At 69.8% G+C, this 23,927-nt stretch carries 17 protein-coding genes, 1 pseudogene and 2 riboswitches; of the genes and pseudogenes, 7 read left to right on the forward strand and 11 right to left on the reverse strand.

What is annotated here, in order from left to right; all coding sequences use genetic code 11:
- Window positions 1–3 precede the first annotated feature (3 nt).
- A complete protein-coding gene (gene cobW, locus C5F75_RS10170; RefSeq protein ID WP_104012148.1) occupies window positions 4–1,092 on the reverse strand; it encodes a cobalamin biosynthesis protein CobW in 1,089 nt (362 codons plus the stop codon).
- Between the two features lie 326 nt (window positions 1,093–1,418).
- Window positions 1,419–1,682: riboswitch (cobalamin riboswitch) on the reverse strand.
- Between the two features lie 151 nt (window positions 1,683–1,833).
- Between cobW and C5F75_RS10175 the strand changes: the two genes are divergently transcribed.
- From C5F75_RS10175 to C5F75_RS10195, 5 genes are all read left to right on the forward strand, one after another.
- Complete coding sequence (locus C5F75_RS10175) at window positions 1,834–3,972, forward strand: TonB-dependent receptor (RefSeq protein WP_104012149.1); 2,139 nt, start codon at window positions 1,834–1,836, stop codon at window positions 3,970–3,972.
- A 69-nt stretch (window positions 3,973–4,041) separates the two neighbouring features.
- Window positions 4,042–4,279, forward strand: a riboswitch (cobalamin riboswitch).
- Window positions 4,280–4,450: 171 nt separating this feature from the next.
- Entirely contained in the window at window positions 4,451–5,200 is a 750-nt protein-coding gene (gene cobA, locus C5F75_RS10180; protein ID WP_104012247.1) for a uroporphyrinogen-III C-methyltransferase, read from the forward strand.
- Window positions 5,197–5,574: a cobalamin biosynthesis protein gene (locus C5F75_RS10185; protein WP_099316395.1), complete on the forward strand. Its 378-nt coding sequence runs from the start codon at window positions 5,197–5,199 to the stop codon at window positions 5,572–5,574. Before cobA ends, C5F75_RS10185 begins: the two co-directional genes overlap by 4 nt.
- Window positions 5,575–5,608: 34 nt before the next feature.
- The gene (gene cobO / locus C5F75_RS10190) at window positions 5,609–6,211 is read left to right on the forward strand and encodes a cob(I)yrinic acid a,c-diamide adenosyltransferase (RefSeq protein WP_059584089.1); all 603 of its coding nucleotides are present in this window, start codon (window positions 5,609–5,611) and stop codon (window positions 6,209–6,211) included.
- Window positions 6,212–6,213: 2 nt separating this feature from the next.
- Window positions 6,214–7,518, forward strand: coding sequence for a cobyrinate a,c-diamide synthase (locus C5F75_RS10195; protein WP_104012150.1), 1,305 nt, complete (start codon window positions 6,214–6,216; stop codon window positions 7,516–7,518).
- 87 nt (window positions 7,519–7,605) lie between these two features.
- Here C5F75_RS10195 and C5F75_RS37155 read toward each other — a convergent pair.
- A pseudogene (locus tag C5F75_RS37155) lies at window positions 7,606–7,698 on the reverse strand (type II toxin-antitoxin system RelE/ParE family toxin); the annotation flags it as partial.
- Between the two features lie 142 nt (window positions 7,699–7,840).
- A complete protein-coding gene (locus tag C5F75_RS10205) occupies window positions 7,841–9,004 on the reverse strand; it encodes a M20 aminoacylase family protein (RefSeq protein WP_060318504.1) in 1,164 nt (387 codons plus the stop codon).
- A 357-nt stretch (window positions 9,005–9,361) separates the two neighbouring features.
- Between C5F75_RS10205 and C5F75_RS10210 the strand changes: the two genes are divergently transcribed.
- Together C5F75_RS10210 and C5F75_RS10215 are read left to right on the forward strand one after the other, a co-directional pair.
- Window positions 9,362–10,432, forward strand: coding sequence for a type IV toxin-antitoxin system AbiEi family antitoxin (locus C5F75_RS10210; protein WP_104012248.1), 1,071 nt, complete (start codon window positions 9,362–9,364; stop codon window positions 10,430–10,432).
- Window positions 10,401–11,306: a nucleotidyl transferase AbiEii/AbiGii toxin family protein gene (locus C5F75_RS10215; RefSeq protein WP_104012151.1), complete on the forward strand. Its 906-nt coding sequence runs from the start codon at window positions 10,401–10,403 to the stop codon at window positions 11,304–11,306. The genes C5F75_RS10210 and C5F75_RS10215 overlap by 32 nt, the downstream gene beginning before the upstream one ends.
- Window positions 11,307–11,351: 45 nt before the next feature.
- Here the strand turns inward: C5F75_RS10215 and C5F75_RS10220 are convergent, their stop codons facing one another.
- The 8 genes from C5F75_RS10220 to C5F75_RS10255 form a co-directional block, all read right to left on the reverse strand.
- A complete protein-coding gene (locus tag C5F75_RS10220) occupies window positions 11,352–11,768 on the reverse strand; it encodes a type II toxin-antitoxin system VapC family toxin (RefSeq protein ID WP_081066539.1) in 417 nt (138 codons plus the stop codon).
- Entirely contained in the window at window positions 11,765–12,028 is a 264-nt protein-coding gene (vapB, locus tag C5F75_RS10225; protein ID WP_059584333.1) for a type II toxin-antitoxin system VapB family antitoxin, read from the reverse strand. Before vapB ends, C5F75_RS10220 begins: the two co-directional genes overlap by 4 nt.
- Window positions 12,029–12,279: 251 nt before the next feature.
- Entirely contained in the window at window positions 12,280–13,296 is a 1,017-nt protein-coding gene (locus C5F75_RS10230) for a GNAT family N-acetyltransferase (protein ID WP_104012152.1), read from the reverse strand.
- The gene (locus C5F75_RS10235) at window positions 13,296–14,135 is read right to left on the reverse strand and encodes a formyltransferase family protein (RefSeq protein ID WP_089464741.1); all 840 of its coding nucleotides are present in this window, start codon (window positions 14,133–14,135) and stop codon (window positions 13,296–13,298) included. Before C5F75_RS10235 ends, C5F75_RS10230 begins: the two co-directional genes overlap by 1 nt.
- A gap of 85 nt (window positions 14,136–14,220) precedes the next feature.
- A complete protein-coding gene (locus tag C5F75_RS10240; protein WP_104012249.1) occupies window positions 14,221–16,458 on the reverse strand; it encodes a TonB-dependent siderophore receptor in 2,238 nt (745 codons plus the stop codon).
- Between the two features lie 45 nt (window positions 16,459–16,503).
- Window positions 16,504–17,880, reverse strand: coding sequence for a lysine N(6)-hydroxylase/L-ornithine N(5)-oxygenase family protein (locus C5F75_RS10245; RefSeq protein WP_104012153.1), 1,377 nt, complete (start codon window positions 17,878–17,880; stop codon window positions 16,504–16,506).
- A 32-nt stretch (window positions 17,881–17,912) separates the two neighbouring features.
- Window positions 17,913–18,944, reverse strand: coding sequence for a GNAT family N-acetyltransferase (locus tag C5F75_RS10250; RefSeq protein WP_104012154.1), 1,032 nt, complete (start codon window positions 18,942–18,944; stop codon window positions 17,913–17,915).
- Window positions 18,934–23,919: a non-ribosomal peptide synthetase gene (locus tag C5F75_RS10255; RefSeq protein WP_104012155.1), complete on the reverse strand. Its 4,986-nt coding sequence runs from the start codon at window positions 23,917–23,919 to the stop codon at window positions 18,934–18,936. The genes C5F75_RS10250 and C5F75_RS10255 overlap by 11 nt, the downstream gene beginning before the upstream one ends.
- Window positions 23,920–23,927: the final 8 nt, after the last annotated feature.

A 23,927-nucleotide genomic window follows, 5' to 3' on the forward strand; every position in this document is an offset into this window, starting at 1 on the left:
GCGTTACGCCTGTTGCGGCTCGGCCGCGCACGCGGCGTCGAACGCGCGTTGCAGCTCGGCCGCGTCGAGATCCTCGCCGATCAGCACGAAGCGGCTCGCACGCGTTTCGCCGTCCTGCCAGCGGCGGTCGAAATAGCTGTCGAAACGGCGCCCGACGCCCTGGATCACGAGCCGCATCGGCGCGCCGGGCAGCGCGGCGAAGCCTTTCGCGCGATAGATCGTGTGCGCTTCGACCACACGCTGCAGCGCGGCGATCGTCGCTTCGCGCGTGCCGGCGTCGCCCGACACCACGACCGAATCGAAATCGTCGTGATGGTGATCGTGATCGCCGTCGTCGGCCGAGCCGTGATGGTCGTGACGCAGGTGGATCGTTTCCTCCGACGCCGATTCGAGGCCGAGCAGCATCGCGAGATCGAGCTCGCCGCGCGTCGCACGCACGATCTTCACCTGCGGCGGAATTTCTTCGCGGATCGCGGTTTCGATCCGCGCGAATTCGGCGTCGCCGACGAGGTCGGCCTTGTTCACGATCACGAGATCGGCGGACGACAGTTGATCGGCAAAGAGTTCGTGCAGCGGCGATTCGTGGTCGAGGTTCGGATCGGCGCGGCGCTGCGCGTCGACGGCCTGCGGGTTTTCCGCGAACTGGCCGCTCGCGGCGGCCGGCCCGTCGACGACGGTCACGACCGCGTCGACCGTGAAGCTGTTGCGGATCGTCGGCCAGTTGAACGCCTGCACGAGCGGCTTCGGCAGCGCGAGGCCCGACGTCTCGATCAGCACGTGATCGATGTCCGCGCGGCGCTCGACGAGCGCTTCCATCACCGGATAGAACTCTTCCTGCACGGTGCAGCACAGGCAGCCGTTCGCGAGTTCGTACAGCTGGCCCGCTGCTTCGCCCTGCGCGCCGTCGGCCTCGTCGCAGCCGATGCCGCAGCCCTTGAGGATTTCGCCGTCGATGCCGAGTTCGCCGAATTCGTTGACGATCACCGCGATGCGGCGGCCTTCGGCGTGCTGCAGGATGTGGCGCATCAGCGTCGTCTTGCCGCTGCCGAGAAAGCCCGTGACGATCGTGACGGGCAGCTTGCGTAGGGTCATGGTAGGTCCGGTGTCGAAGAGGGAATCAGGACGGGCTCGTCGCGTCGGTGGCGGCGCGGCCATTCACGGGACGGTACGCGCGAAGGTCGCCGCGCAGTCCGGCCGGACAGCCGCGGGACGGGCGGAACAACGAATCGGGCATGGTGCTTCCTTGCGAACGGTCGACATCGTGAATGCCAACACGGCTGCTGCCTGCCCCGCCCGCGTCGCGCCGTTCGCCGTGCCGGCCGGGCGCGTTCGCGCGCCGGCGGATCGGAGGTGACAGCGGGAAACACCGGGCGTCGGACCTGCTGCGGCCGTGGACGATGCGCCGCCTCCCCGCGGCGCTGAACCCCAATGTTTAGGCCGGTATCCGGGCTGACGAACACGCCGCTTCGCCTTCCCGGATGCGCGGCATCCAGTGGCGGTCGTCCGCATGCGCAGGGCATGCGGCGAAGCGGCGCTGCGTGGCGCTTGCGCGCGACGCGTTCGCTTACCGTTGCGGGGGCAGCACAGGTTGGCTCGACTGCGGTGCAGGCAGGCTCCCTGTTTCCCGTTTAACTGCGTGCGCCGGAGCGGCGCGCGCGAGCACCAAAACGCGTGCGAGTGTAGGCGGCGGGGCCGGGAGCGTCAAGGCGAGCGGTGCGCAGCGAACGCGAATGATTGTCGTTTTCAACTAAGCGAGATAAACTTCACCCGATAACAACGCAACCACCGCGCAACGGCAATGTGAGGCAATCACTCAGTCATCCTTAAATTTTCATGTCGAAACGACAGATATCCGGGCGGCGCTTTCCTGTGCTCGCCCTGTCGCTGTGCTCGATCGCCGGCGTTGCCTCCTTTCCTGCCCCGGCGGCCGAGTTCGACGACGAACTGCCCGCGCTCGAGGTGCGCAGCCGCCGTCATCCGAACGATCCGCGCGCCGAAAGCGTGAGTACGGCGACGCGCACCGCGACCGATCCGCGCGACGTCCCGCAAACGATCGACAGCGTGCCGGTCGAGGAAACGCTGTCCTATGGCGGCCGCACGCTGGCCGACGCGCTGGCCGGCGTGCCGGGTGTGTCCAATACGTCGGACACGCGCTTCGATTCGTTCCGCATTCGCGGCTTTTCCGCCGCGGGCGACCTGCTGCTCGACGGCATGCGCGACGACGCGCAATACGTGCGCAGTCTCGGCAACATCGAACGCGTCGAAGTGCTGAAGGGGCCGGCGGCGGCGCTGTACGGGCGCGGCAGCGGCGGCGGCGTCATCAACCGGATCACCAAGCAGCCGCTGCCGGAAAACTTCGGACATGTGTCGGCGGCGACCGGCAGTTATGGACGACTCGGCGCGTCGGTCGATCTCAACCGGATGCTGTCGGGCGCATGGAGCGTGCGGCTCAATGCCGGACGCGAACACGCGGGCAGCTTCCGCGACCACGTCGACGGCACGCGCCAGTACGTCGCGCCGTCGATCAAATGGCAGGACGCGCGGCGAAGCTGGCTGCTGCAGTTCGAATACGACACGTACCGGCGCGTGCCCGATCGCGGCATGCCGGCGTCGGTCGCCGCGGTCGATGCAGCCGGCAAGCCGCTCGCGTACGCGCTGCCGTCCGCGCCGCGCGCGACCTTCTTCGGCGCGGCGGGCCGCGACACCATCCGCGACGAAAACATGAACTGGCGCTCGGTCTTCACGCACGCGTTCGATGGCGGCTGGGAACTGCGCCATACGCTGGGCGTGCTGGATCTGCGCAGCACTTTCGACAACACCTACGTCACGCAAAGCTACGTCACGAAGCCGCGCGACTACCGGCGCGTGCAACGGGCGCGCTACCTTCAGGACATGACGCATCTGAACGTGCAGACCGGCGTCGAACTGGGCGGCAAGGTCGCGACCGGCCCGGGCGTGCATCACCTGCTGTTCGGCATCGAATACGGCTGGCAGAAACGCGCCCCGACGCTCTGGCAGGCCGACGCGGCGCCGGTCCCGATCACCGGACCGGATCGTCTCGCCCTGGCCGGCTCGACGCCGCGTCCGTATGCGATGAATCGCCACCGTGTCAGCGATTACGCGATCTTCGCGCAGGATCGCATCGACTTCGGGCGAGCATGGAAGCTCCTCGGTGGCGTGCGGGGAGAACGCTTCGACGTCGATTCGACCAACGCGCTGAACGATCTGCATGCACGGCGCACGACGACGGCGTGGAGCCCGCGGCTCGGCGTCGTGTGGTCGCCGGTGAGCGCGCACAGCCTGTATGCGTCGTACAGCAAGAACTTCGCGCCGGTCGGCGGCGACCTGATCGGCATCACGCCCGGCGCGCGCGGCAACGCCAACGATCTCGGCCCGCAATACACGCGTCAATACGAGATCGGCGTGAAAAGCGACTGGCGCGACGGCGCGCTGAGCACGACGCTCGCGCTGTTTCAGCTCGATCTGTACAACCGCCGCGTCGCCGACCCGGTTCGGCCGGGATTCTTCGATCTCACCGGCCTCGAGCGCAATCGCGGTATGGAACTGGGCGTCGCCGGCCGGCTCACGGGCGACTGGTTCGTCCGCGGCGGCATCGGCTGGCAACACGCGCGGGTGGTCGACGCCGAACCGAAGTACGCGGGCAAGCGGTCGGCGGGCGTGTCGGCGTCGAACGGCAGCCTGTTCGTCGGTCATGCGCCGCTGCGCGGGTTTTTCGCCGAACTCGGGCTCGTGTACGAAGGTGCGCGCTACGCCGATCGCGACAACCTGCTCGAACTGCCCGCCTACGTGCGCTGGGACGGCAAGGCCGGATATCGCACGCGCGACCTGGAGGTGACGCTGGCGGCCGTCAACCTGACCGATCGCGACTACTACGCGAATGCGACGAGCGTCGCGCAGATCATGCCCGGCGCGCCACGCACGTTCACGCTGACGGCGACGTACAAGTTCTGACCGCGTGCATGGTGCCGCCGCCCCGCGCCGCGGGCGCGCCGGGGCCGCTCGCGCGGCGCACGCGTGTGCTATCGTATGCGCCGCGTTCGGTGCTCGCATGCGCATTCCGTGCATGCAGTTAAACGGGAAACAGGAGGCGAAGATCCGCCCGGCCTGTGCTGTCCCCGCAACGGTACGCCGCCCGCGCAACGCGCTCAGCCGCGCGTGCGCCCAGGCCGCCCGCGATGCCACTGCCCTTCAGCCGGGCGGGAAGGCTGCGGCCTGGCAAGCGGCCAGCCCGGATACCGGCCGACGCAAGGGGCGAGCGCACTGCTCGCCGAACGCCCGATCCGCGGGGAACGGATCGGGTGCGCATTCCACCCGCGTTCGCGCGGGTTTCGCCCCGATCCGCCATGCACTGCCTGCCCGCCGGCCGCCGATGCGCCGCCCGCCTGCCCTGTTCCACTGTTTCGACACGGTGCGCGCCGTGCCGCGCGCGATGAGCCGCGCCTGGCTCGTCGGCGCCGGCCCCGGTGACGCCGACCTGCTCACGCTCAGGGCCGTACGCGTGATCGGCGCGGCCGACGTGCTGCTCGTCGACGATCTCGTGAACCCCGACGTGTTGCGCCATGCGCGCGCCGATGCGTCGATCGAGCACGTCGGCAAGCGTGGCGGCCATGCGTCGACGCCGCAGGAGACGATCGTCGCCGCGATGCTCGCGCACCTGCGCGCGGGCCGCAGCGTCGCACGGCTCAAGGGCGGCGATCCGTTCGTGTTCGGCCGCGGTGGCGAGGAACTGATCGCGCTCGGCGCGGCAGGTTTTCCGGTGGAAGTCGTCAACGGCATCACGGCCGGCATCGCCGCGCCGGCCGCGCTCGGCATCCCGGTCACGCACCGCGGCGACGCGCAAGGCGTGATCTTCGTCACGGGCCACGGCGCGGGCGCCGACGAGCCCGACTGGCGCGCGCTCGCGGCCACCCGCATGACGATCGTGATCTACATGGGCATCCGCCGGCTCGACGCGATCGCCGCGGCGCTGCGCGACGGCGGCCTGCCCGGCGACACGCCGTGCGCGGCGATCGAGAACGCCACGCGCGCCGAACAGCGCCACGTACTCGCGACGCTCGATACGCTCGTCGCGCGCATCGGCGAAACCGGCATCGGTTCGCCGGCGATCGTCGTGATCGGCCGTGTAGCCGCGCTCGCCGACGATCCGGCGGTGCGTGCGGCGTTCGGCGGCCGCGCATGATGCGCGTCGCGCTCGGCGTCGGCTTCCGCGCAGGTGTCACGCCCGCGCAACTCGATGCCGCGATCCGCGCCGCGCTCGCGCGCCATCCGGGCGCCGAACCGGCGCTCGTCGCGACGCTCGCCGACAAGGCGCGCGCCCGTGCGCTGCGCACGCTGTGCGCGCGCCGTGGCTGGCCGCTCGTCGCGTTCGATGCGGCGCAACTCGCGAGCCGTCCGGAACTGGCCGCGAGCGGTCCTTCCGACGCAGTGCTGGCGCGCTTCGGCGTCGCGGGCGTGGCCGAGCCGTGCGCGCGGCTCGCGGCGCCGCATGGCCGGCTGCTCGGCCCCAAATCCATCCGGGACGGCGTGACGGTCGCGCTCGCCGGCCCGCTTTGAACCCATTGTTTCGCTTTCGACAGGACGATTCCCGATGAAGACCGATTCCGAATCCCATCAGCGGATGGCCGAACGCCGCCGCGCCGGCCACGAGAAGAAGCAGGCCGCCGCCACGCAGGAGAAAGGCCTGCTGATCGTCCACACCGGCAACGGCAAGGGCAAGAGCACGGCCGCGTTCGGGATGGCCGTGCGCGTGCTCGGCCACGGCATGCGGCTCGGCGTCGTGCAGTTCATCAAGGGGGCGCTGCACACGTCCGAGCGCGACTTCCTCGGTGCGGTCGCGCAATGCGATTTCGTGACGATGGGCGACGGCTATACGTGGAACACGCAAAACCGCGACGCCGACATCGCGACCGCGCGCAAAGGCTGGGACGAGGCGCGCCGGATGATCGAAAGCGGCGACTACCGGATGGTGATCCTCGACGAGCTGAACACCGTGCTGAAGTACGAATACCTGCCGCTCGACGAAGTGCTCGCGACGCTCACGGCTCGACCGGAGTCGGTGCACGTCGTCGTCACCGGGCGGCACGCGCCCGATGCGCTGATCGATGCGGCCGATCTCGTCACCGAAATGCGACTCGTCAAGCATCCGTACAAGGAGCAAGGCGTGAAGGCGCAGCGCGGCGTGGAGTTCTGAGCATGCCGGCCTGCCCCGCGCTGTTCGTCAGCGCGCCCGCGTCGGGCCAGGGCAAGACGTCGGTGACGGCCGCCCTCGCGCGGCTGCACCGCCGGCTCGGCCGCCGCGTGCGCGTGTTCAAGACCGGGCCCGATTTTCTCGATCCGATGCTGCTCGAACGCGCGAGCGGCGCGAGCGTGCATGCGCTCGATCTCGGCATGGTCGGCGAGGCCGGCTGCCGCGCGCTGCTCGCCGAAGCCGCGCGCGACGCGGACCTGATCCTGATCGAAGGCGTGATGGGCTTGTTCGACGGCACGCCGAGCAGCGCCGATCTCGCGGCCGCGTTCGGCGTGCCGGTCGTCGCGGTGATTTCGGCGAAGGCGATGGCGCAGACGTTCGCGGCGATCGCCTTCGGGCTCGCGCGGTTCCGGCCGGGGTTGCCGTTTCACGGCGTGCTGGCCAACCGCGTCGGCTCGGCGCGGCATGCGGAGTTGCTGCAACAAGCGTTGCCCGGCGACCTGCGCTGGCTCGGATACGTGCCGGCCGACGCGGGCATCGCGCTGCCGGAGCGGCATCTCGGCCTGCATCAGCCGGCCGATATCGACGATCTCGATGCGCGGCTCGACCGCGCGGCCGACGTGCTCGCGCAAACCGCGCTCGCCGAGTTGCCGCCTGCCGTCACATTCGCGGAACCGGACGTGGCCGCGCCGCTGCCGCGTGCGCTGGCCGGCAAGCGGATCGCGGTGGCGCGCGATGCGGCGTTTTCGTTCATCTATCCGGCGAATCTCGCGTTGCTCGACGCACTCGGTGCCGAGCTGCGATTCTTCTCGCCGCTCGCCGACGAACCCGTGCCCGACGATTGCGACGCGCTGTTTTTGCCGGGCGGCTATCCGGAACTGCATGCGGCGACGCTTGCCGGGAATGCCGCGACCGCACGGACGATTCGCGCGCATGCGGCCGCCGGCCGGCCGATCGTCGCGGAATGCGGGGGGATGGTGTATCTGTGCGAATCGCTGACCGATGTGGATGGGTCGACGACGCCGATGCTCGGCGTGCTGCCGGGGCAGGCGACGATGCAACGCCGGTTCGCGGCGCTCGGCATGCAGCAGCTCGATACGCGCATGGGGCCGATGCGCGGGCATACGTTTCACTACTCGCGGCTCGCGACGCCGCTGGTGCCGATTGCGAACGCCACGCGCCCCGACGGCACGCCGGGCGGCGGCGAAGCCGTCTATCGCAGCGGCGCCATCGTCGCGACGTACATGCACATGTACTGGCCGTCGAATCCGGATGCGGTCGTGGCGTTGTTCAGCGGGGACGTGCTCTGAACGGATCAATGCCGCGCCTGCATCGAGGCGGCATCCTGTCGGCTTTGAGCGTCGCTTTGTAGCGACTACGGCATTCGACGGGCGCGGCTACGGATGCCGTTCGATGTCCATTCGCTGATGCAGGAGCCGAATCACATCGATCGCGTCATCCGTTTCACGGTAAAACACAACGTGAGATCGAGCGGGGTAGCGAAAATACCCGTCGCGAACGACGCAAGTTCGCCCCGTTTTTTTGCCGCGCGCAGCGCTTCGATGGTGCCGCTCAGATCACGGTGATGGTGCTCTGCCTGCTCAGGAGACCCACGCTGTCTAGCCTCGTCCGTCACACCAGAAACGCCTCGGCCAACTTCACCCAGTACGACGCACCGGTCGGCAACGCCGCGTCGTTGAAGTCATAGCCGGGGTTGTGCACCATGCAGCCGCCCTCCCCGTCGCCGTTGCCGATGATCAGGTAGCAGCCCGGCCGCTTCTCGAGCAGGAACGCGAAATCCTCGCTGCCGGTGAGCGGCACCATTCCGTCGATCAGATTGGCTTCGCCGACCCATTCACGCGCGACGCCGCGCGCGAACGCCGTCATCTCCATATCGTTGACGAGCACGGGGTAGCGGCGCTGGTAGTCGATCGTCGCGGTCGCGCCGAACACGGCTGCCTGCGCATGCACGACCTCCTTGATGCGCGTCTCCAGCAGGTCGCGCACGTCGGGCTTCAGCGCACGCACCGACAGGCGCATCTGCGCGCGATCGGGAATCACGTTCGGCGCGTCGCCCGCATGGATCGCGCCGACCGTGACGATCGCCATGTCGAGTGGCGACACATTGCGCGACACGATCGTCTGCAGCGCCAGCACGATCTGCGCGCACACGACGACGGGATCGATCGCCCGGTGCGGCACCGCGCCGTGTCCGCCGCGGCCCTGCACGTCGATGACGACCGTATCCGACGACGCCATGAACGGCCCCGGCAGGAAACCGAACGTGCCGGTCGGGAAGCCCGGCATGTTGTGCATCGCGAAGATCGCGTCACAGGGAAATTGCTCGAACAGCCCGTCGTCGAGCATCTTCTTCGCGCCGCCGAGCCCTTCCTCGGCCGGCTGGAAAATCAGATTCAGCGTGCCCGAGAAGCGGCGTTCGCGCGCGAGGTGCTTCGCGGCCGCGAGCAACATCGCCGTGTGGCCGTCGTGGCCGCACGCGTGCATCTTGCCCGCGATCGTGCTCTGGTACGGCAGGCCCGTCGTTTCGTGGATCGGCAGCGCGTCCATGTCGGCGCGCAGCCCGAGGCGCTGCTGGCCGTCGCCCACTTTCAACTGCGCGACGACGCCAGTGCCGCCGAGCCCGCGATGCACGGTGTAGCCCCATGATTGAAGTTGCTCCGCGACGAGATCGCTCGTCGCGAATTCCTCGAAACCCAGTTCGGGGTGGGCGTGGATGCGATGCCGGATCTCGATCATTTCGTCGGCAAGGCCTGCGGGGATCACGCTGTGCGTCACGGTGTCGTCTCCTGTTGTCCAGTGGGGAACGTGCAGGCAAGGATAGTTCGTTGAGCAGCAACCGGACAGACAGAAAGTCGTCGCGGTGGCAACCGTTGATTGTCGGTCGATCGCAGGACGCGGGGCAAAGCGCGGCCGCCCGTATGGGCTATCCCATACGAACGACTGCCGCTAGCGACAGGCATGCCCGACACGGGGTGTTCCGGCTCGATTTTCACACGGAGGTTATCGTTGGCAGTCGCCCAACATCCCGGAATAATCTCTTTACATCAACGGGTTGAAATGATTTGTTCATTTTTTGACGGTTGTACATTTTTTGTGTACGCTGACAAAACAGTGAACAAGCGATTCTCCGTGATGCCCGCGAACGTCCCCCTCCCCATCTCGGAACAGCATGTGCTCGACGAGGCTTGTGCCGCGTTCGGACGCGCGACCCGGCGCTTCGCCGCGCGGCCCGTGCGCGTGCCGCAGGCGTACCAGGCGCGCGCCGACGCCATGATTCGCTTCGACATCGCCGGGCAGACCTTCGAGATGCCGGCAGCCGTGAGCGTCGGCGTCGAATCGCTGCAAGCAGCGCTCGCGGCGCTGCGTCGCCGCGGCGGCCCACCGGTGCCGAGCGAGCGGCCGCTGATGCTGGTCGCACCTTATTTTTCTGCCGAACTGGCCGCCCGCCTGACCGAGCACGACATCCCGTTTCTCGATACCGCCGGCAATGCGAGCCTGATCCAGCCGGAGGCCACCCTGATGATCGCCGGCCGACCGAAACCTGCGCGTACGCCGCGCCGTCAGGCGTCGCGCGCGACCACGCCGAAGGGGCTCGCCGTGATGTTCGCGCTCGCGACGCAGCCGGGCCTCGTCGCACAGCCGTACCGGGCGATCGCCGCCGCGTCGGGCGTCGCGCTCGGCACGGTCAATCTCGCGATGGACGACTTGATCGCGCGCGGCCTCGTCGCGCAGCGGCGCAACGGCGAAAGGCTGATGCCGGACTGGCCGCGCTTCCTGCAGGAATGGGTCGCGCTGTACCCGAGCCGCCTGCGCCCGAAACTGCCGGCCCGGCGGTTTGCCGCGATCGCACCCGACTGGTGGCGCGGCTTCGATTTCGCCGCCTTCGATGCGCGGCTCGGCGGCGAAGCGGCGGCGGATCTGCTGACGCACGACCTGAAGCCGGCGGCGATCACCGTCTATACGCACGGCGCCGTGCCGAACCGCCTGCTGCTGCAGGCGCGCCTGCGCCCGGACGAGCACGGCGACGTCGAGCTGCTCGAAGCGTTCTGGCCGCGCTCGCCGGCGCTCGACTGGGGCGAGCAGGATGTGCCGCTCGTGCCGCCGCTCCTGATCTATGCGGATCTCGTCTCGTCCGGGGACAGCCGCAACCTTGCTGCCGCCGAACGGATCCATGACCGATACCTCACCCACCCGCCCGCTTGAAGTCGAGGCGAGCCGGCCGCTCGAACCGGCGGCGGTCGCGCTGCTGCGAGCGGTCGGCACGACCTGCGCGCAACTCGACGCGGCCTTCGTCGTGGCCGGCGCAACCGCGCGCGACATTCTGATGTGGCATGTCCACGGCATCCGGCCGGCGCGCGCGACGCGGGACGTCGACGTTGCCGTATGCGCGGTGAGCTGGCCGTTCCACGCGCAGCTCGTCGATGCGCTCGTCGCGACCGGGCGATTCACGCGAGCACCGAAACAACAGCAGAAACTGCTGTTCGAAAGCGGCATGCCGGGCTTTCGCACCGAGCTCGATCTCGTGCCGTTCGGGCCGCTCGAAGCGCCGCCGGGCGAGATCGCGTGGCCGCCGGCCGGTGAATTCGTCCTGAACGTGCTCGGCTTCCAGGAAGCGGTCGACACGGCGCAGCCGGTATCGATCGACGCGCGGACCGTGGTGCCGGTCGCCCGTTTGCCCGCCCTCGCGCTGCTCAAGCTGCTCGCGTGGAAAGATCGGCGCGCGCGCCAGAACAGCGACGCGTACGACCTGCTGTTTCTGCTGCGCCACTATCATGACGCCGGGAATCGCGAGCGCATCTGGGACGCGGCGGCCGATCTGCTCGAGACACATGCGTTCCAGCCCGGTCTTGCCGCAGCCGGGTTGCTCGCGCGGGATGCGAAACGCATCGCCCTGCCGCAAACGCGCGACGCCATCCGCGCATTGCTGTCCGACGAAGCAACCTATGCGGCACTCCGCCAGGATCTGCTCGCTCGCGCGTTCGCGCTGCTGCCAGGCGAATTCAGCGACGACGCCGAACGGTATCTCGACGCGTTCCGCCGCGCGTTTCTCGTCGATTCGCCTGCGCCGCACGCATGATGCGCCAAGCAGCGGCGACGGCATCGCACTTGCAGCCCGACGTATTCATGCCGCCCAATCCTCCAGCGACAACCCCGCGACACGGCCGAATTCGCGGCCGTTGTGCGTGACGAGCACTGCACCGGCCGCGATCGCATGCCCGGCGATCGACGCATCGTTTGCGCCGATCGGCGTGCCGCGTACGGCGAGCGCCGCGCGAATCGCGGCCGTGGCGTCCACCGCCGCGGAATCCCACGACAGCACGCCATCCAGCCGGGAAACGAAGGCCGTCACGAGTTCCGCATGCTTCGGGGACGCTCGTTTGCCAACCGCGCCGAAGCGCATCTCGGCGTAGGTAACGGCCGACACGACGATCCGGTGCTGCGCGTTGACGCACGACTGCAACCGCGACAGCACGACGGGTGGCCGCTCGCGCATGATGAACGAACAGATGTTCGTATCGAGCATGTAGAGCGTGGTCACCGGTTGGACTCCGTCGGGGCGTCGGCGTCGCCGGACAGATCGAAGCGACCGGACTCGATGACGGCCGGGCGTTCGGCAAGGAAATCGGCATCGGCCAGCGGTTCGTTCGCGAACGACAGCCACGTGGGACGTACCGGCCTTAACAGCAGCGTATCGCCCTCGCGGCGGATCTCGAGTTCCGTGACACCCTCGAACTCCATGTCCTTCGGGATGCGGATTGCCTGGTTACGGGCGTTCTTGAAAATGGAAACGGTGCGCATGAGCCACTCCGTGGAAGTACGATGCGCCCATTCTAGACATATGTCGGCATATGTCAATTTGGCGGGTGGCGAACTCGCGGTTGCGTCCCACGTTGTCGAGGATGTCTGATTCATGCTGGCGGCCTGTCGTCGATGAGAGAAGTGACCCATTCTTCATGACGCAGGCCGCGCGGTCCATATACCGGACGGCCGATGCATGCGCATCGCAAGGCTGCGCGCACCGTCGCAGCGACGCCGCGTGCCCGGCCCCGTCAAGGCAACCGGAAAGTGTCAAAAAACGTATCGCGCTCGATCACGGTGAGCGCCGCGCGCTTGTGCGGGAAATCGAATTCCTTCAGCGTGTAGAACCCCAGCCGGTGCATGTACGCGATATGCCGCACGTGATCCACGCGCGGCTCGCCGACGAGCCGCTGCGTACGCGGCTCGTCGACGAACATGTAGTGCAGCACCCCGCTCCACCACGCATGCAGCTTGCCCGCGCTCTGGAAACGCGAATCGCCGATCAGCAGGTGCAGCCCGCGATCGTAGTCGTGCGCGTCGTAGAACGGCGCGAGGCGGTCCTCCTTCGCCCAGTAGAACTCGAAATAGCCGAACGGCGTGTCGTCGAAATAGCCGATCATCGGGTGCATGTGCGGGTCGGCCAGCCGTTCGGCGAGATACGCCGCATGCTCGTCGCGCGTGCCGCGCTGGTCCCAGAAATGCGCGACACGGTCGAGGTTCATCCAGCCGCTGAACAGGTCCGCGTGTGCATCGATGTCGACGGTGCGCAGGCTGAACGTCATCCCGACCTGCGGCATGTGGCGCGCATAGATCTCGCCGGCGGGCGACGGCGGCCGCACCGGATGCCGATGGCCGTTCGTGATCGCGTAGCGCAGCGGCATCCCGCCCGACGCGCTCGCCTTCAGCCACGGCCGCGGATTCTGCCAGAACGTCGTGCGCGACACGGTGAGCCGCAGCGTGTCGCCCGCGACTTGCGCGCCGTCGATCACGCCCTCGCGCACCGCACGCGCGACGTACGCCGCCACGGCCGCCGCATCGGCGCCGCCGCGCGGCACCGAGATCGTCGCCGCGTCGTACCGCGTGTCGGTGTTGAACAGCGCGACGAACGTCGCGAGCAGCGCGTCGGGCGCGTCGTTGGGCCGCCATGCGTCGAGCGCATGCTCGACGACGGCCCCCGCCTGCCCGTGCGCGGCGCCGTCGAGCGCGGCGGCCGCTTCACCTTCGACCGCGTCGGCGGCGCCGGCCGGTTTCGTCAGCGTGTCTTGCATCACAATGCTCCCGCGTCGTGGCGGTCGGCGAGGACGTGCAGCCCGCGCTCGAGCGCCGGAAACAGGCTGCGCTGGAAGTTGTTCCAGCGCAGTTCGAGAATCGTGTCGTCCGGCGCGATCGGCGTGTCGAGCACGTCGCAGATCACCTCGCCGGAATCGATACCGTTGTCGACGTAGTGGAACGACGCACCCGTCATCGTCACGGGTTCGACCGCCGACGTGGCGCCCGTGGCCCAGTCGACGCGTTCGCCGCGCGCGCCGTGCAGCGCGTCGAGCGTCGCCCACGCGCCGCGCCGCTGGTACGGCGAATCGTCGGCCGTGATGCCCGGGTGGATGTTCGCGATGCGCCGGTGAAAGCGCGCGCCCGGCCGCACGAGTTCGTCGAGGATCACGAGCAGCCCGTCGAGCACGACGATGTCCGCTTCGAGTTCGAGCAGGCGTTCGAGCAGGCGGCGCTCGAACGCCTGTTTGCCGGCCACGCGCTCGCGCGCGTCGCGCGGCAGCCGCCGGTACGTCGACGCAATCGTGCAGAACAGTTCGTCGACCGGTCTGCCCTGCACCGTCAGGCCTTCCGGCAGGATCCACGGGCGGCCCGGGGTGCGCGCGAAACCGTAGTCGGCCACTTTCGCGCGGTCGGCGGGCGAGCCTTCGTCGTCGTCGACGATCACGCCCTGGAGCGTGTAGCGTTCGCCGAGCGGCGAATCGTTCAGGCGCTCGACGAGGAATTCGAGCGGCGCCTTCATGTAGCGCGTGCCGCCCCGATAAGCGACCGGCTGGCCGGCACGATCGGCCGCGCCGTTGCGCAGCGACTGGATGTAGACGAGATTTTTCTTCGGCATGGATGCGTCGTGGAAAAGCGGACGAAGGCGCCGCGGCCGCCCGCGCCGGCCACGAAGGCCGGCCGGCGAGCCGCGGCGCGCGACGTCACCAGTTGTATTTCGCGGTCGCGATAACCGTGCGGTCGGTCCCGAAAATGCAGACGTTGTTCGACTGGCAACCGCTGATGTAATGGCGGTTGAACAGGTTCGTCCCGTTCACGGCGAAGCGCCAGTTACGCATGTCGTAATGCAGGCCCGCGTCGAACAGCGTGACGCTCGATACCGTCAGCGAGTTGTCGGCCGCACCGGCCGACGCGCTCTGGTAGCGAATGCCGCCGCCGAGGCCGAAGCCCGCGAGCGGCCCCGTGTGCCACGTCCAGTCGGTCCACAGCGACGCCATCTGGCGCGGCCGCGGGATATCGACCGGCCAGTTGTTCAGCGAGACGTCGTTGGCCTGCACGTTCTTCACGTCCTGATAGACGTACGACGCGATCACCGACAGGTTGCGCGTGACCTTGCCGGTCGCGCTCAGCTCGATCCCGCGCGAGCGTACCTCGCCCGTCTGCACCGACTTCGTGCCGGTCGGGTCCTGGCTCGGCAGCGCCGACGTGAGCACGTTGGTCTGGTTGATCTGGTAGATCGCCGCGTTCAGCATCAGGTTCTTGCCGGGCGGCTGCCAGCGCAGGCCGGCTTCGATCTGCTTGCCGCGCGTCGGCTGCGGCAGCCCGCCGCCGACCAGGTTCACGCCGATCAGCGGATTGAACGACGTCGCGTAGCTGACGTACGGCGACAGCCCGTAATCGCCCTGGTACGTGAGGCCGACGCGGCCCGTGAATGCCGTCACATCGGCCTTCGTCGACGTGCCGGCCGCGCGGTCGTCCTGCCGCAGGTTGACCCAGTCCTCGCGGCCGCCGAGCGTCAGCGTCCAGCGGTTCCACTTGATCTGATCCTGCGCGTACAGGCCGAACGTGTTCAGCGTCGTGTACGTGTTGGTGCGGATCGTCGCGTCGGGCGTGAACACCGCCGTCGTGACGGGCTGGTACACCGGGTTGTAGATGTTCAGCGGCGGCGCGGCGGCCAGCCATTCGCTGTCGGTCGCGGTCTGCCGGTTGTACTGGAAGCCGAGCAGCAGCGTGTGCTGGAGCGGGCCCGTGGCGAAACGGCCCTCGAGGTTGTTGTCGATGTCGAAGCGGCTGTAGTTCATCTGGAACACGCCGGCCCAGCGCGACACGTCGGTCGTGCTGCCGTCGACGAAGCCGTTGCCGAACACCGAACCGTTGTCGAGCGACAGGTGCATCAGCCGCGTATTCTGGCGGAACGTCCAGGCCGGCGTCAGGTTGCGCTCGAACTGGTAGCCGACCGACCACTGCTTCTTGCGGTAGTAGTTGAAATTCGGGTCGCCGCCGTAGACGTCCTTGTCGAGCTGCCCGTTCGGATTCGGCAGCACCGTACCCTGCGCGGGCAGGAAGTTCGACGAGATGTCGCCCCAGTCCTGCAGGTAGGTCGCGGACAGCGTCAGCGACGTATCCGCGTCCGGGCGCCAGCGGAACGACGGCGCGAGCGCGACGCGCTGGTCGTTGTTCGGGCCCGTCAGCGCGTTGCCGTCGCGCGCGACGCCGACGAACCGGTACGCATACTTGCCGTCCGGATCGAGCTTGTCGCCGACGTCGATCATGAACTGCTTGCGCGCGTAGTTGCCGATCTGCACGCCCGCTTCGCGCACGCGCTCGCCGTCGGCGAGCTTGGTGTGCACGTCGATGATCGCGCCCGGATCGCCCGCGCCGTACAGCACCGAGGTCGGCCCGCGCAGCACGCTGATGCTGTCGATCATGTACGGATCGACGCGCCAGCTCGCGAGGTTGATCGTGTTCGGCACCTGCAGCCCGTTCACGTAGGCGGTCGGCGTGAAGCCGCGCAGCGCCGCGTACCAGTCGGAGCGGTTGTCCGAGCCGTACGACGAGAAGCCCGGCACGTAGCGCAGCGCCGCGTTCACGTCGGTGGCGCCGGTCATCTCGATCTGCTGCGCGGTGACGACGTTGATCGTCTGCGGGATCTCGTTGAGCGGCGTGTCGGTCTTGGTGCCGGTCGTGCTGCGCTTCGCGACGAGCCCGACCGTGCCGTCACCTGCCGAGGCCGCGTTGACGGTGATCGCCGGCAGCGTGCCGTTTTGCGCGCTGGTCGACTCATTCGCCGTCGCGCCGTTTTGCGCACTGCTGGCCGACGCCGCGGCGCCCGCGTTCACGGCCGGCGCCGTCTGGGCGTATGCGTGCCCTGCCGCCGTACCGAACGCCACGCTTGCCGCGGCTGCGATCGCACGCAAACGCGTGCCTGTTGCCCACTCCATCTTCTTCTGCTCCACTTTTTCGTGCGGTCTCCGACCGCGCCTTTGTCAAAGAGCGAAAGCCATCCGGCCCGCGCTCACCCCGTTGTTCGGTCGTTTTTCTTGCGTTGCCCGGGCCGCGCCGTCGTCCTCGGCGAGCGCGATCCCGTCTTCGAGCGACGCGCAGATTTCGTCCGCGCGGCGCGCCAGTACCGACAGCAACGTGTCGGACAGGCCGTGGCTGTCTTCGCAGCAGCCTTGCAGGTAGATGCGCGGCGCGAAGTGCTCGGGCGTCGCGAGCAGGTAGTCGCGCGTCACGTCGCCGCGCGTGAGCGCATCGCCCAGATGCGGCGCGAGCCCTTCGAGCAGCGCCGAATGCGTGTCGCGGCGATAGCCGGTCGCGAGCACGAGCGCATCGAAACGCTCGACGCGCGTGGCGCCGCTCATCCGGTCGCGCAGCGTCAGCTCGATGCGGCCGTCGGCGGCGCGCACCGCGGCCTCGATCGCGCTGTTCGCGAGCAGCGCATGGCGCGGCGTGCCGTCGATGCGCTGCAGGTACAGCATTTCGTAGATCTGCTCGATCAGCGGCCGGTCGACCACCGCGTAGTTCGTGTCGCGATAGCGCTCGAGCAGCGCACGACGCGCGTCGTGCGGCTGCGCATAGACGACGTCGGTGAATTCGGGGCTGAAAATTTCGTTGACGAACGGGCTGTCGTCGGCCGGCTTCAACGCGCCGGCGCGCATCACGAGACTCGCGTCGACGTGCGGGAAGCGGCGCGCGAGGTCGATGAACACCTCGGCCGCGCTCTGCCCCGCGCCGATCACCGCGACGCGGCGGCGTTCGCCGTCGGGCGACGCGACGAGCCGGTCGATGTCGGCCAGGTACGACGACGAATGGATCACGCGGTCGCGGCCGAGCGCGGCGAATGCATCCGGAATCGCCGGCGTGCCGCCGACGCCGACCGACAGCGCGCGCGTGACGCGCTGGCGCTCGTGGCCGGCCGCGTCGCGCGACAGCACGCGCAGCGCGTCGATCTTCGCGCCGTCGCCGCGCACCGGTTCGATCCCCAGCACCGTCTCGCTGTAATGGACGCGGTCGTCGAACGCATCGGCGACCCAGCTCAGGTAATCGTGGAATTCGACGCGGGTCGGGTAGAAATTCTTCAGGTTGATGAATTCGTTCAGGCGGCCGCGTTCGAACAGATAGTTGATGAACGTGTAGCGGCTCTTCGGATCGCGCATCGTCACGAGATCCTTCAGAAACGAAATCTGCATCCGGCAGTCGTCGAGCAGCATCCCGCGATGCCAGCCGAATTCCGGCTGGCGCTCGATGAAGCAATGGGCGAGCGTGTGCGCGCCGCCGCGCTCCGCGAGGCGCACGGCCAGCGCCAGATTCGACGGCCCGAAGCCGACGCCGATCAGGTCGAATACGGTTTCTCTCTGCATGTCTCAGCTCCCTTGTCGGTGAATCCGGCCCGTCAGACGTGACGGCCGGAGAAGAACGTCTCGCGCAGCGTGCGCATCCACAGCGGCTGCGCGTCGGCCAGCGCGAGACGGCGCTGCCGCGCGAAGCCATGCCGCGCGAGATGGTCGGCAACCCGCGTGTGGCCGGCCGGAACGGCACAGCCGACCGCTTCGGTACGCAGGTCGTCGAGAAACAGGTAATGCACGACGGACGGCAGCCAGCCGGCCACGCGGTGCGCGCCGCGCCAGCGCGACTCCCCGACCAGCATCCGCAGCCCGCGGTCGTAGTCGCGCGCCGCGACGTGCGGCGCGAGCGCGTCCTCCTTCAGCCAGAACGCCTCGAAATACGCGAACGGCTCGCCGTCGAAACAGCCGACGAGCGGCGTCACGTGCGGATCGGCTTCCTGCGGGCCTTGCGCACCGCATTGGTCAGGCTGGGCCCCCGGCCAGCCGTCGCGCACGCGCGGCTCCGTGAACCAGCGCGCGAGCCGTTCGGCGTCCTCGGCCGGCTGCCAGCCGCGCAGCGTGAAGCGCACGCCGAGCGCCGGCAGGTCGCGCGCATAGACGTCGCCGCGCGGTGCGGGCGGCCGGCGCGGATGACGCCGGCCGTCGGTGATCGTCGGCAGCGTCGCGCACGGCAGAGCCGGGCCGACGCGCCACAGGTCGGCCTGTTGCGCCCAGCCGTCGCGCAGGCAGCGGCCGCCGTCGGCGAGGACGCCGCTCGCGCGCAACGCATCGAGCGCGACGGCCGGCCAGGCAGCCGGGTCGAGCCGGACCGCCGCGTGGCGCGCGCTGTCCGAAAACACCGCGGCCAGGGCGGCCAGCAGCGCCCGCCGCTGGTCGGCCGGCGCCGCGCGATGGTTGTACGCGACGAGGCGCAGCGCGCCGTCGTCACCGAGCTGCGCGCGCAGCAACTGCGCGCCGATGCCGTCGCCGTGCGCGACACGGATCTCCGCGCCGTCGCGCACGGCGAACAGGCCGTCCGCGAACGCGAGCCGGTAGGTATCGAGCATCGTGAATCCGTCCGGACGCACTTCAGCCAGCATGGCGCGCCTCCTGTCCCGTTTCCGCTCGCGCGTCGAGCCGCGCGGCGAGCGCCGCGAGCGTCGGCGCCGCGAACACGTCGGCGACCGTCAGCGCGTGACCGGCGCGGCCGGCCGCGTCGACGAAGCGCACGACGTCGAACGACGTCGCGCCGGCTTCGAACAGGTCGGCATCGGGCTCGGGCGCGGCCGTCGCGAACGTGTCGGACCACAGCGCGGCGAGCGCGGCGGCGGCATGCGACGGCGTTGCATCGACCGGCGCTGCCGCGTGAGCGTGGGTGCCGAACGCACCGTGCACGGCTGCGCGCGCCTCGGGTGCGCCGAGCGCCGCTTCCGACGCGCCGGCGAAACGCGCGACCTCGTCGTGATACAGCTCGACGAGCGCGTCGACGAAATCGCGCGCGAGCAGTTCGTCCGCATATGAGAACGCGGCGCTCACGCGGCCGTCCGGATGCTCGACGACGTCCAGCTCCAGCGTGAACACGACGCGATGGCGCGTCTCGTTGAATCCGGCCAGCGACAGGCCGGCCCAGTCGCGTGCGGCGGCGCCGGTCGGGCGCAGATAGTTGAACATCACCTGGAACAGCGGATTGGCCTGCGCGGCGCGCGGCGCACGCAGCGCGGCCACGACGTCGGCGAACGGCACGTCGGCATGCGCATACGCGGCGAGCGCCGTGTCGCGCACTTGCGCGAGCACGTCCGCGCGGCGCGCCGACGGGTCGATCCGCGTACGAACGACGACCGAGTTGATGAACAGGCCGAGCGCGGCGCGGGCCGCGTCGCCCGTGAGCTCGCGCGTCGACGCGAGCACGCCGACCGGCTGGTCGGCCGCGCCCGTCGCACGGAACAGCGCGGTGTTGAGCGCCGCGTGCAGCAGCATCGGCAGCGTCGCGTGCGAGGCCGATGCGGCGTCGCGCGCCGCGCGAATCAGTTGCGCGTCGAATTCGAACGCGATACGGGCCGCGCGCCATTGCGGCACGGCCGGCGCATCGGCGCGCTGCGGCAACACGCGCGACGGCAGATCCGCGAGCGCGTCGCGCCAGTACGCGACGCGCGCCGGATGGCACGGCGCGGGCAGCACGAGCGGGAGGGCCGGTCGGGCGGCTTGGTCGGCCGGCGCGCCGCTGCCCTGCACGCGGGCGACATAGCGGGCACGCACCGCGTCGAGCCACAGCTCGATCGATTCGCCATCCGACACGATGTGATGGATCGTCACCGACAGCACGTGGTCGTTCGCACCGAGCCGCAGCACACGAGCGCGCCACAGCGGCGCGTCGGCCAAGAGATCGAACGGCGCGAGCGCATCCTCGTCGGTCAGCGCGGCCGCGCGGGCCAGCGCATCGGCTCGGGCCGACAGGTCGATCACCGGCAGCGCGACGGCCACGTCCGCGTCGATCCGCTGACCCGGCAGCGCGCCGTCGCGGGCGACGAGCCGCGCGCGCAGCGCCGGATGCACGGCCGCCGCATCCGAGAACGCCGCGCGCAGCGCATCGACGTCGAGCGGGCCGCGCACGCGCAGCGCGACCGGAATGTTGTATGCGGCGCTGTCCGGCTGCGCGCGCCACAGGAACCACAGGCCGAGCTGCGCGGGCGACAGCGGCCACACGCCATGCGCGTCCGGTTTGGCCACGGCGATACCCGGCGCCGTGGCGCCCGACTGCGCGGCGCGCGGCGCGTCGGCCACCTGCAGCGCGTACTGGGCAAGCACGGGCGCCTCGAACAGCGCGCGCACCGGCACGTCGCGGCCGAGCCGTTCGGCCACGCGCGTCGCCACGCGCACGGCCGCGAGCGAATGGCCGCCGAGATCGAAGAAATGATCGCCGCGACCGACGCGTTCCAGGTTCAACACGTCGCACCAGATCGCCGCGAGCGCGGCTTCGTCGCCGTCGCGCGGCGCCTCGTACGCGCGTTCGACACGCACGGGCGCCGGCAGCCGTGCACGGTCGACCTTGCTGTTCGCGTTGCGCGGCAGCGCGTCGAGCACGATCAGTTGCGCGGGCACCATATAGTCGGGCAGCGTGCGGCGCAGATGCGCGTCGAGCGCCGCGGCTTCGACCGGCTGCGCGGCCGCCCGCGCCTCGGCGGTCAGCTCGACGTACGCGACGAGCTGCGCGAGCGCGCCCTGCCCGTGCACGACCGCACAGGCTTCGCGCACCGCGTCGTGCGCGGCGAGCTGCGCCTCGATTTCGCCGAGTTCGATGCGCAGGCCGCGCAGCTTCACCTGGTGGTCGACGCGGCCGATGAAGTCGAACACGCCGTCCGCGCGGCGCCGCACGAGGTCGCCGGTACGGTACAGCCGCGCGCCCGGCGCGCCGTACGGATCGGGCACGAAACGCTCGGCCGTCAGCGCCGGACGGTCGAGGTAGCCGCGTGCGACGCCGATCCCCTCGCCGCCCAGATACAGTTCGCCGATCACGCCGACCGGCAGCGGATGCAGTCGCGCGTCGAGCACGTGCGCGGTGCGCGCGCCGACCAGCGTGCCGATCGGCAGATACGCGGCGTCGCCGAGCTTCGCGAGATCGTCGCCGGGACGGAACATCCACAGCGTCGGCGTGATGACCGTTTCGGTCGGGCCGTAGCCGTTGACCACGCGCACGTTCGGCAGCGCGCGGCGCAGCATCGCGAACGCCTCGCGCGACGTCGCCTCGCCGCCGACGGTCAGCGAACGCAGCGTCGGCGGCGCGCCGTGCGCGAGCGCCCATTCGGCAAGCTGGGCGGCGCAGCCCGGCGGCACGTAGGTCATCGTCACGCCGTCGCGGATCATCATCGCGCAGGTCTGCGCGGGCGGCCACAACACGTCGGCCGTCACCGACACGGCGGCGCCCGACATGTATTGCGAAAACCAGCCTTCGTGCGCGCCGTCGAAATTGACCGACTGGAACAGCAGGAACACGTCGTGCTCGCCCGCGCCGTAGCGCTCGGCGATCGCCGCGCAGTGCCGCGCGAACGACGCATGGTCGACGATCACGCCCTTCGGCTTGCCGGTCGAGCCCGACGTGTAGATTGCATACGCCGCGTGGCCGGGCAGCACGTCCGGCAGCGCGACGTGCGCGGCTTCGTCGAGCGCATCGATTTCGTCCGCGCGCCAGATGCGCAATTCCGGCAATTCGGGCAGCGACGCGGCGCTCGCGGCGTCGGTCAGCACGTGCGCGATGTTCGCATCGCCGACGATCTGCGCGAGCCGCTCGCGCGGGTGCGCCGGGTCGAGCGGCACGAACGCGGCGCCCGACTTCAGCACCGCGATCAGCGCGACGAGCAGATCGACTGAGCGCTGCAGCGCGACGCCCACGCGCATCTCGGGCCGCACGCCGGCCGCCACCAGATGGCGCGCCAGGCGCGCGGCACGCGCATCGACTTCGCCGCGCGTCAATGCGCGATCGATATCGGCGACACCGCGTGCGTCGGGCCGCGCGTGCGCATGCGCGGTGATGCGCACGTGCACCGGCACGAAAGGCTCGGCATCGGTCGCGCCGGCCGGCGCGTTCCATGCGAAAAGCTGCGCGCGTTCGTCGGCGGGCAGCCAGTCGAGATCGCCGATCGGCATGTCGGGGCGCGCGAGCGCATCGGTCAGCAGCGTGACGAAGCGCGCGGCCAGCCGTGCGATCGCGTCCGCGTCGAACAGGTCGAGCGCGTAGATGAAGGCCGCGTCGAACGTGCCGTCCGGCGTCGCTTCGACGGATAGCGTCAGGTCGAATTTCGCGGACGGCGTGCCCGACGGCAGCAACGCGGCCGACGCCGCGCCGAGCGGCGGCAGCGCGCGGCGTTCGCCATACGCGGCCATCACCTGGAACAGCGGATGGTGACTCGCGCTGCGCGGCACGCCAAGCGCGTCGACCACCTGCTCGAACGGCACGTCCTGGTGCATCTGCGCGTCGACGAGCGCGCGCTGCGTACGCGCGACCAGCGACGAGAAATCGCCGTGCGCGGGCACGTCGACGTCGATTGCCAGCGTATTGACGAAGAAGCCGATCAGGCCGGCGACTTCCGCGCGCTCGCGGTTCGCGGCCGGCACGCCGACGCAGATCCGCGCGTCGCCGGTCGCACGCGCCAGCAGCGCGTCGAGCGCGGCGAGCAGCACCGCGAACGGCGTCGCGCCCGACGCGGCCGCGAACGCGCGCAACTGCGCACCGATGCGCGCGTCGAGCGAAAACACGTGACGCGCGCCGCGCGCACTGCGGCGGGCCGGCCGTGCGGCCGCGCCCGGCAGCGTCAGCACGCCGCGCTGCGGATCGAGCCGCTCGCGCCAGAACGCGAGCTGGCGGTCGCGCTCGCCGGCATCGAGCCAGCGGCGCTGCCACAGCGCGTAGTCGGCGTACTGGATCGGCAGCGGCGCGAGCGGCACCGGCTCGCCCGACGCATACGCGCGATAGAACGCCGCGAGCTCTTCCAGCATCACGCCCGACGACCAGCCGTCCGACACGATGTGATGCACGGTGAGCGCGAGCCAGTGATGCGTCGCGTCGAAGCGCACCAGGTGCGCACGCACGAGCGGCGCGGTACCGAGGTCGAACGGTTCGGCTTCGTCGGCCGCCGCGACGGCTTCGGCGCGCGGCACGCGCTGCGCGTCCGGCAGCGCTTCGAGATCGGTTTCGCGCCACGGGCAGCGCAGCGGCGCGTGGATCGTTTGCGCGACGCCGTCCTGCGCTTCGTCGAAAGTCGTGCGCAGCGCCTCATGGCGCGCGATCAGCGCATCGCACGCGAGACGCAGCGCATGCCCGTCGAGCGGGCCCGTGAGCGCCAGGCGCTCGGTGATGTGGTACGCGTCCGGCGCATCGATCAGCCGCGCATGCAGCCATAGCCGCGTCTGCGCGAACGACGCCGGCACGCGGTCGCTGCGCGGCGTGCGCGGCGGAATCGGCAGCACGCGGAAATCGATGCCGGCCGCGCCGAGCTTGTCGATGAAGACCGCGCGCTGCGCGTCGGGCAGTTGCGCGAAACGCGTCGCGAGCGCGAGCCAGTCGGGTTGAACCTTCGTCATCCGTCGTC

Origin of the sequence: Burkholderia anthinoferrum, from assembly GCF_002925705.1 — a bacterium.
GTDB lineage: Bacteria > Pseudomonadota > Gammaproteobacteria > Burkholderiales > Burkholderiaceae > Burkholderia > Burkholderia semiarida.

Bases quoted from the DNA above. Each gene is read 5' to 3' on its own strand.
- cobW (WP_104012148.1), bottom strand. From the start codon at position 1,092: ATGACCCTACGCAAGCTGCCCGTCACGATCGTCACGGGCTTTCTCGGC.
- C5F75_RS10175 (WP_104012149.1), top strand. From the start codon at position 1,834: ATGTCGAAACGACAGATATCCGGGCGGCGCTTTCCTGTGCTCGCCCTG.
- cobA (WP_104012247.1), top strand. From the start codon at position 4,451: ATGAGCCGCGCCTGGCTCGTCGGCGCCGGCCCCGGTGACGCCGACCTG.
- C5F75_RS10185 (WP_099316395.1), top strand. From the start codon at position 5,197: ATGATGCGCGTCGCGCTCGGCGTCGGCTTCCGCGCAGGTGTCACGCCC.
- cobO (WP_059584089.1), top strand. From the start codon at position 5,609: ATGAAGACCGATTCCGAATCCCATCAGCGGATGGCCGAACGCCGCCGC.
- C5F75_RS10195 (WP_104012150.1), top strand. From the start codon at position 6,214: ATGCCGGCCTGCCCCGCGCTGTTCGTCAGCGCGCCCGCGTCGGGCCAG.
- C5F75_RS10210 (WP_104012248.1), top strand. From the start codon at position 9,362: ATGCCCGCGAACGTCCCCCTCCCCATCTCGGAACAGCATGTGCTCGAC.
- C5F75_RS10215 (WP_104012151.1), top strand. From the start codon at position 10,401: ATGACCGATACCTCACCCACCCGCCCGCTTGAAGTCGAGGCGAGCCGG.
- vapB (WP_059584333.1), bottom strand. From the start codon at position 12,028: ATGCGCACCGTTTCCATTTTCAAGAACGCCCGTAACCAGGCAATCCGC.
- C5F75_RS10230 (WP_104012152.1), bottom strand. From the start codon at position 13,296: ATGCAAGACACGCTGACGAAACCGGCCGGCGCCGCCGACGCGGTCGAA.
- C5F75_RS10235 (WP_089464741.1), bottom strand. From the start codon at position 14,135: ATGCCGAAGAAAAATCTCGTCTACATCCAGTCGCTGCGCAACGGCGCG.
- C5F75_RS10240 (WP_104012249.1), bottom strand. From the start codon at position 16,458: ATGGAGTGGGCAACAGGCACGCGTTTGCGTGCGATCGCAGCCGCGGCA.
- C5F75_RS10245 (WP_104012153.1), bottom strand. From the start codon at position 17,880: ATGCAGAGAGAAACCGTATTCGACCTGATCGGCGTCGGCTTCGGGCCG.
- C5F75_RS10250 (WP_104012154.1), bottom strand. From the start codon at position 18,944: ATGCTGGCTGAAGTGCGTCCGGACGGATTCACGATGCTCGATACCTAC.
- C5F75_RS10255 (WP_104012155.1), bottom strand. From the start codon at position 23,919: ATGACGAAGGTTCAACCCGACTGGCTCGCGCTCGCGACGCGTTTCGCG.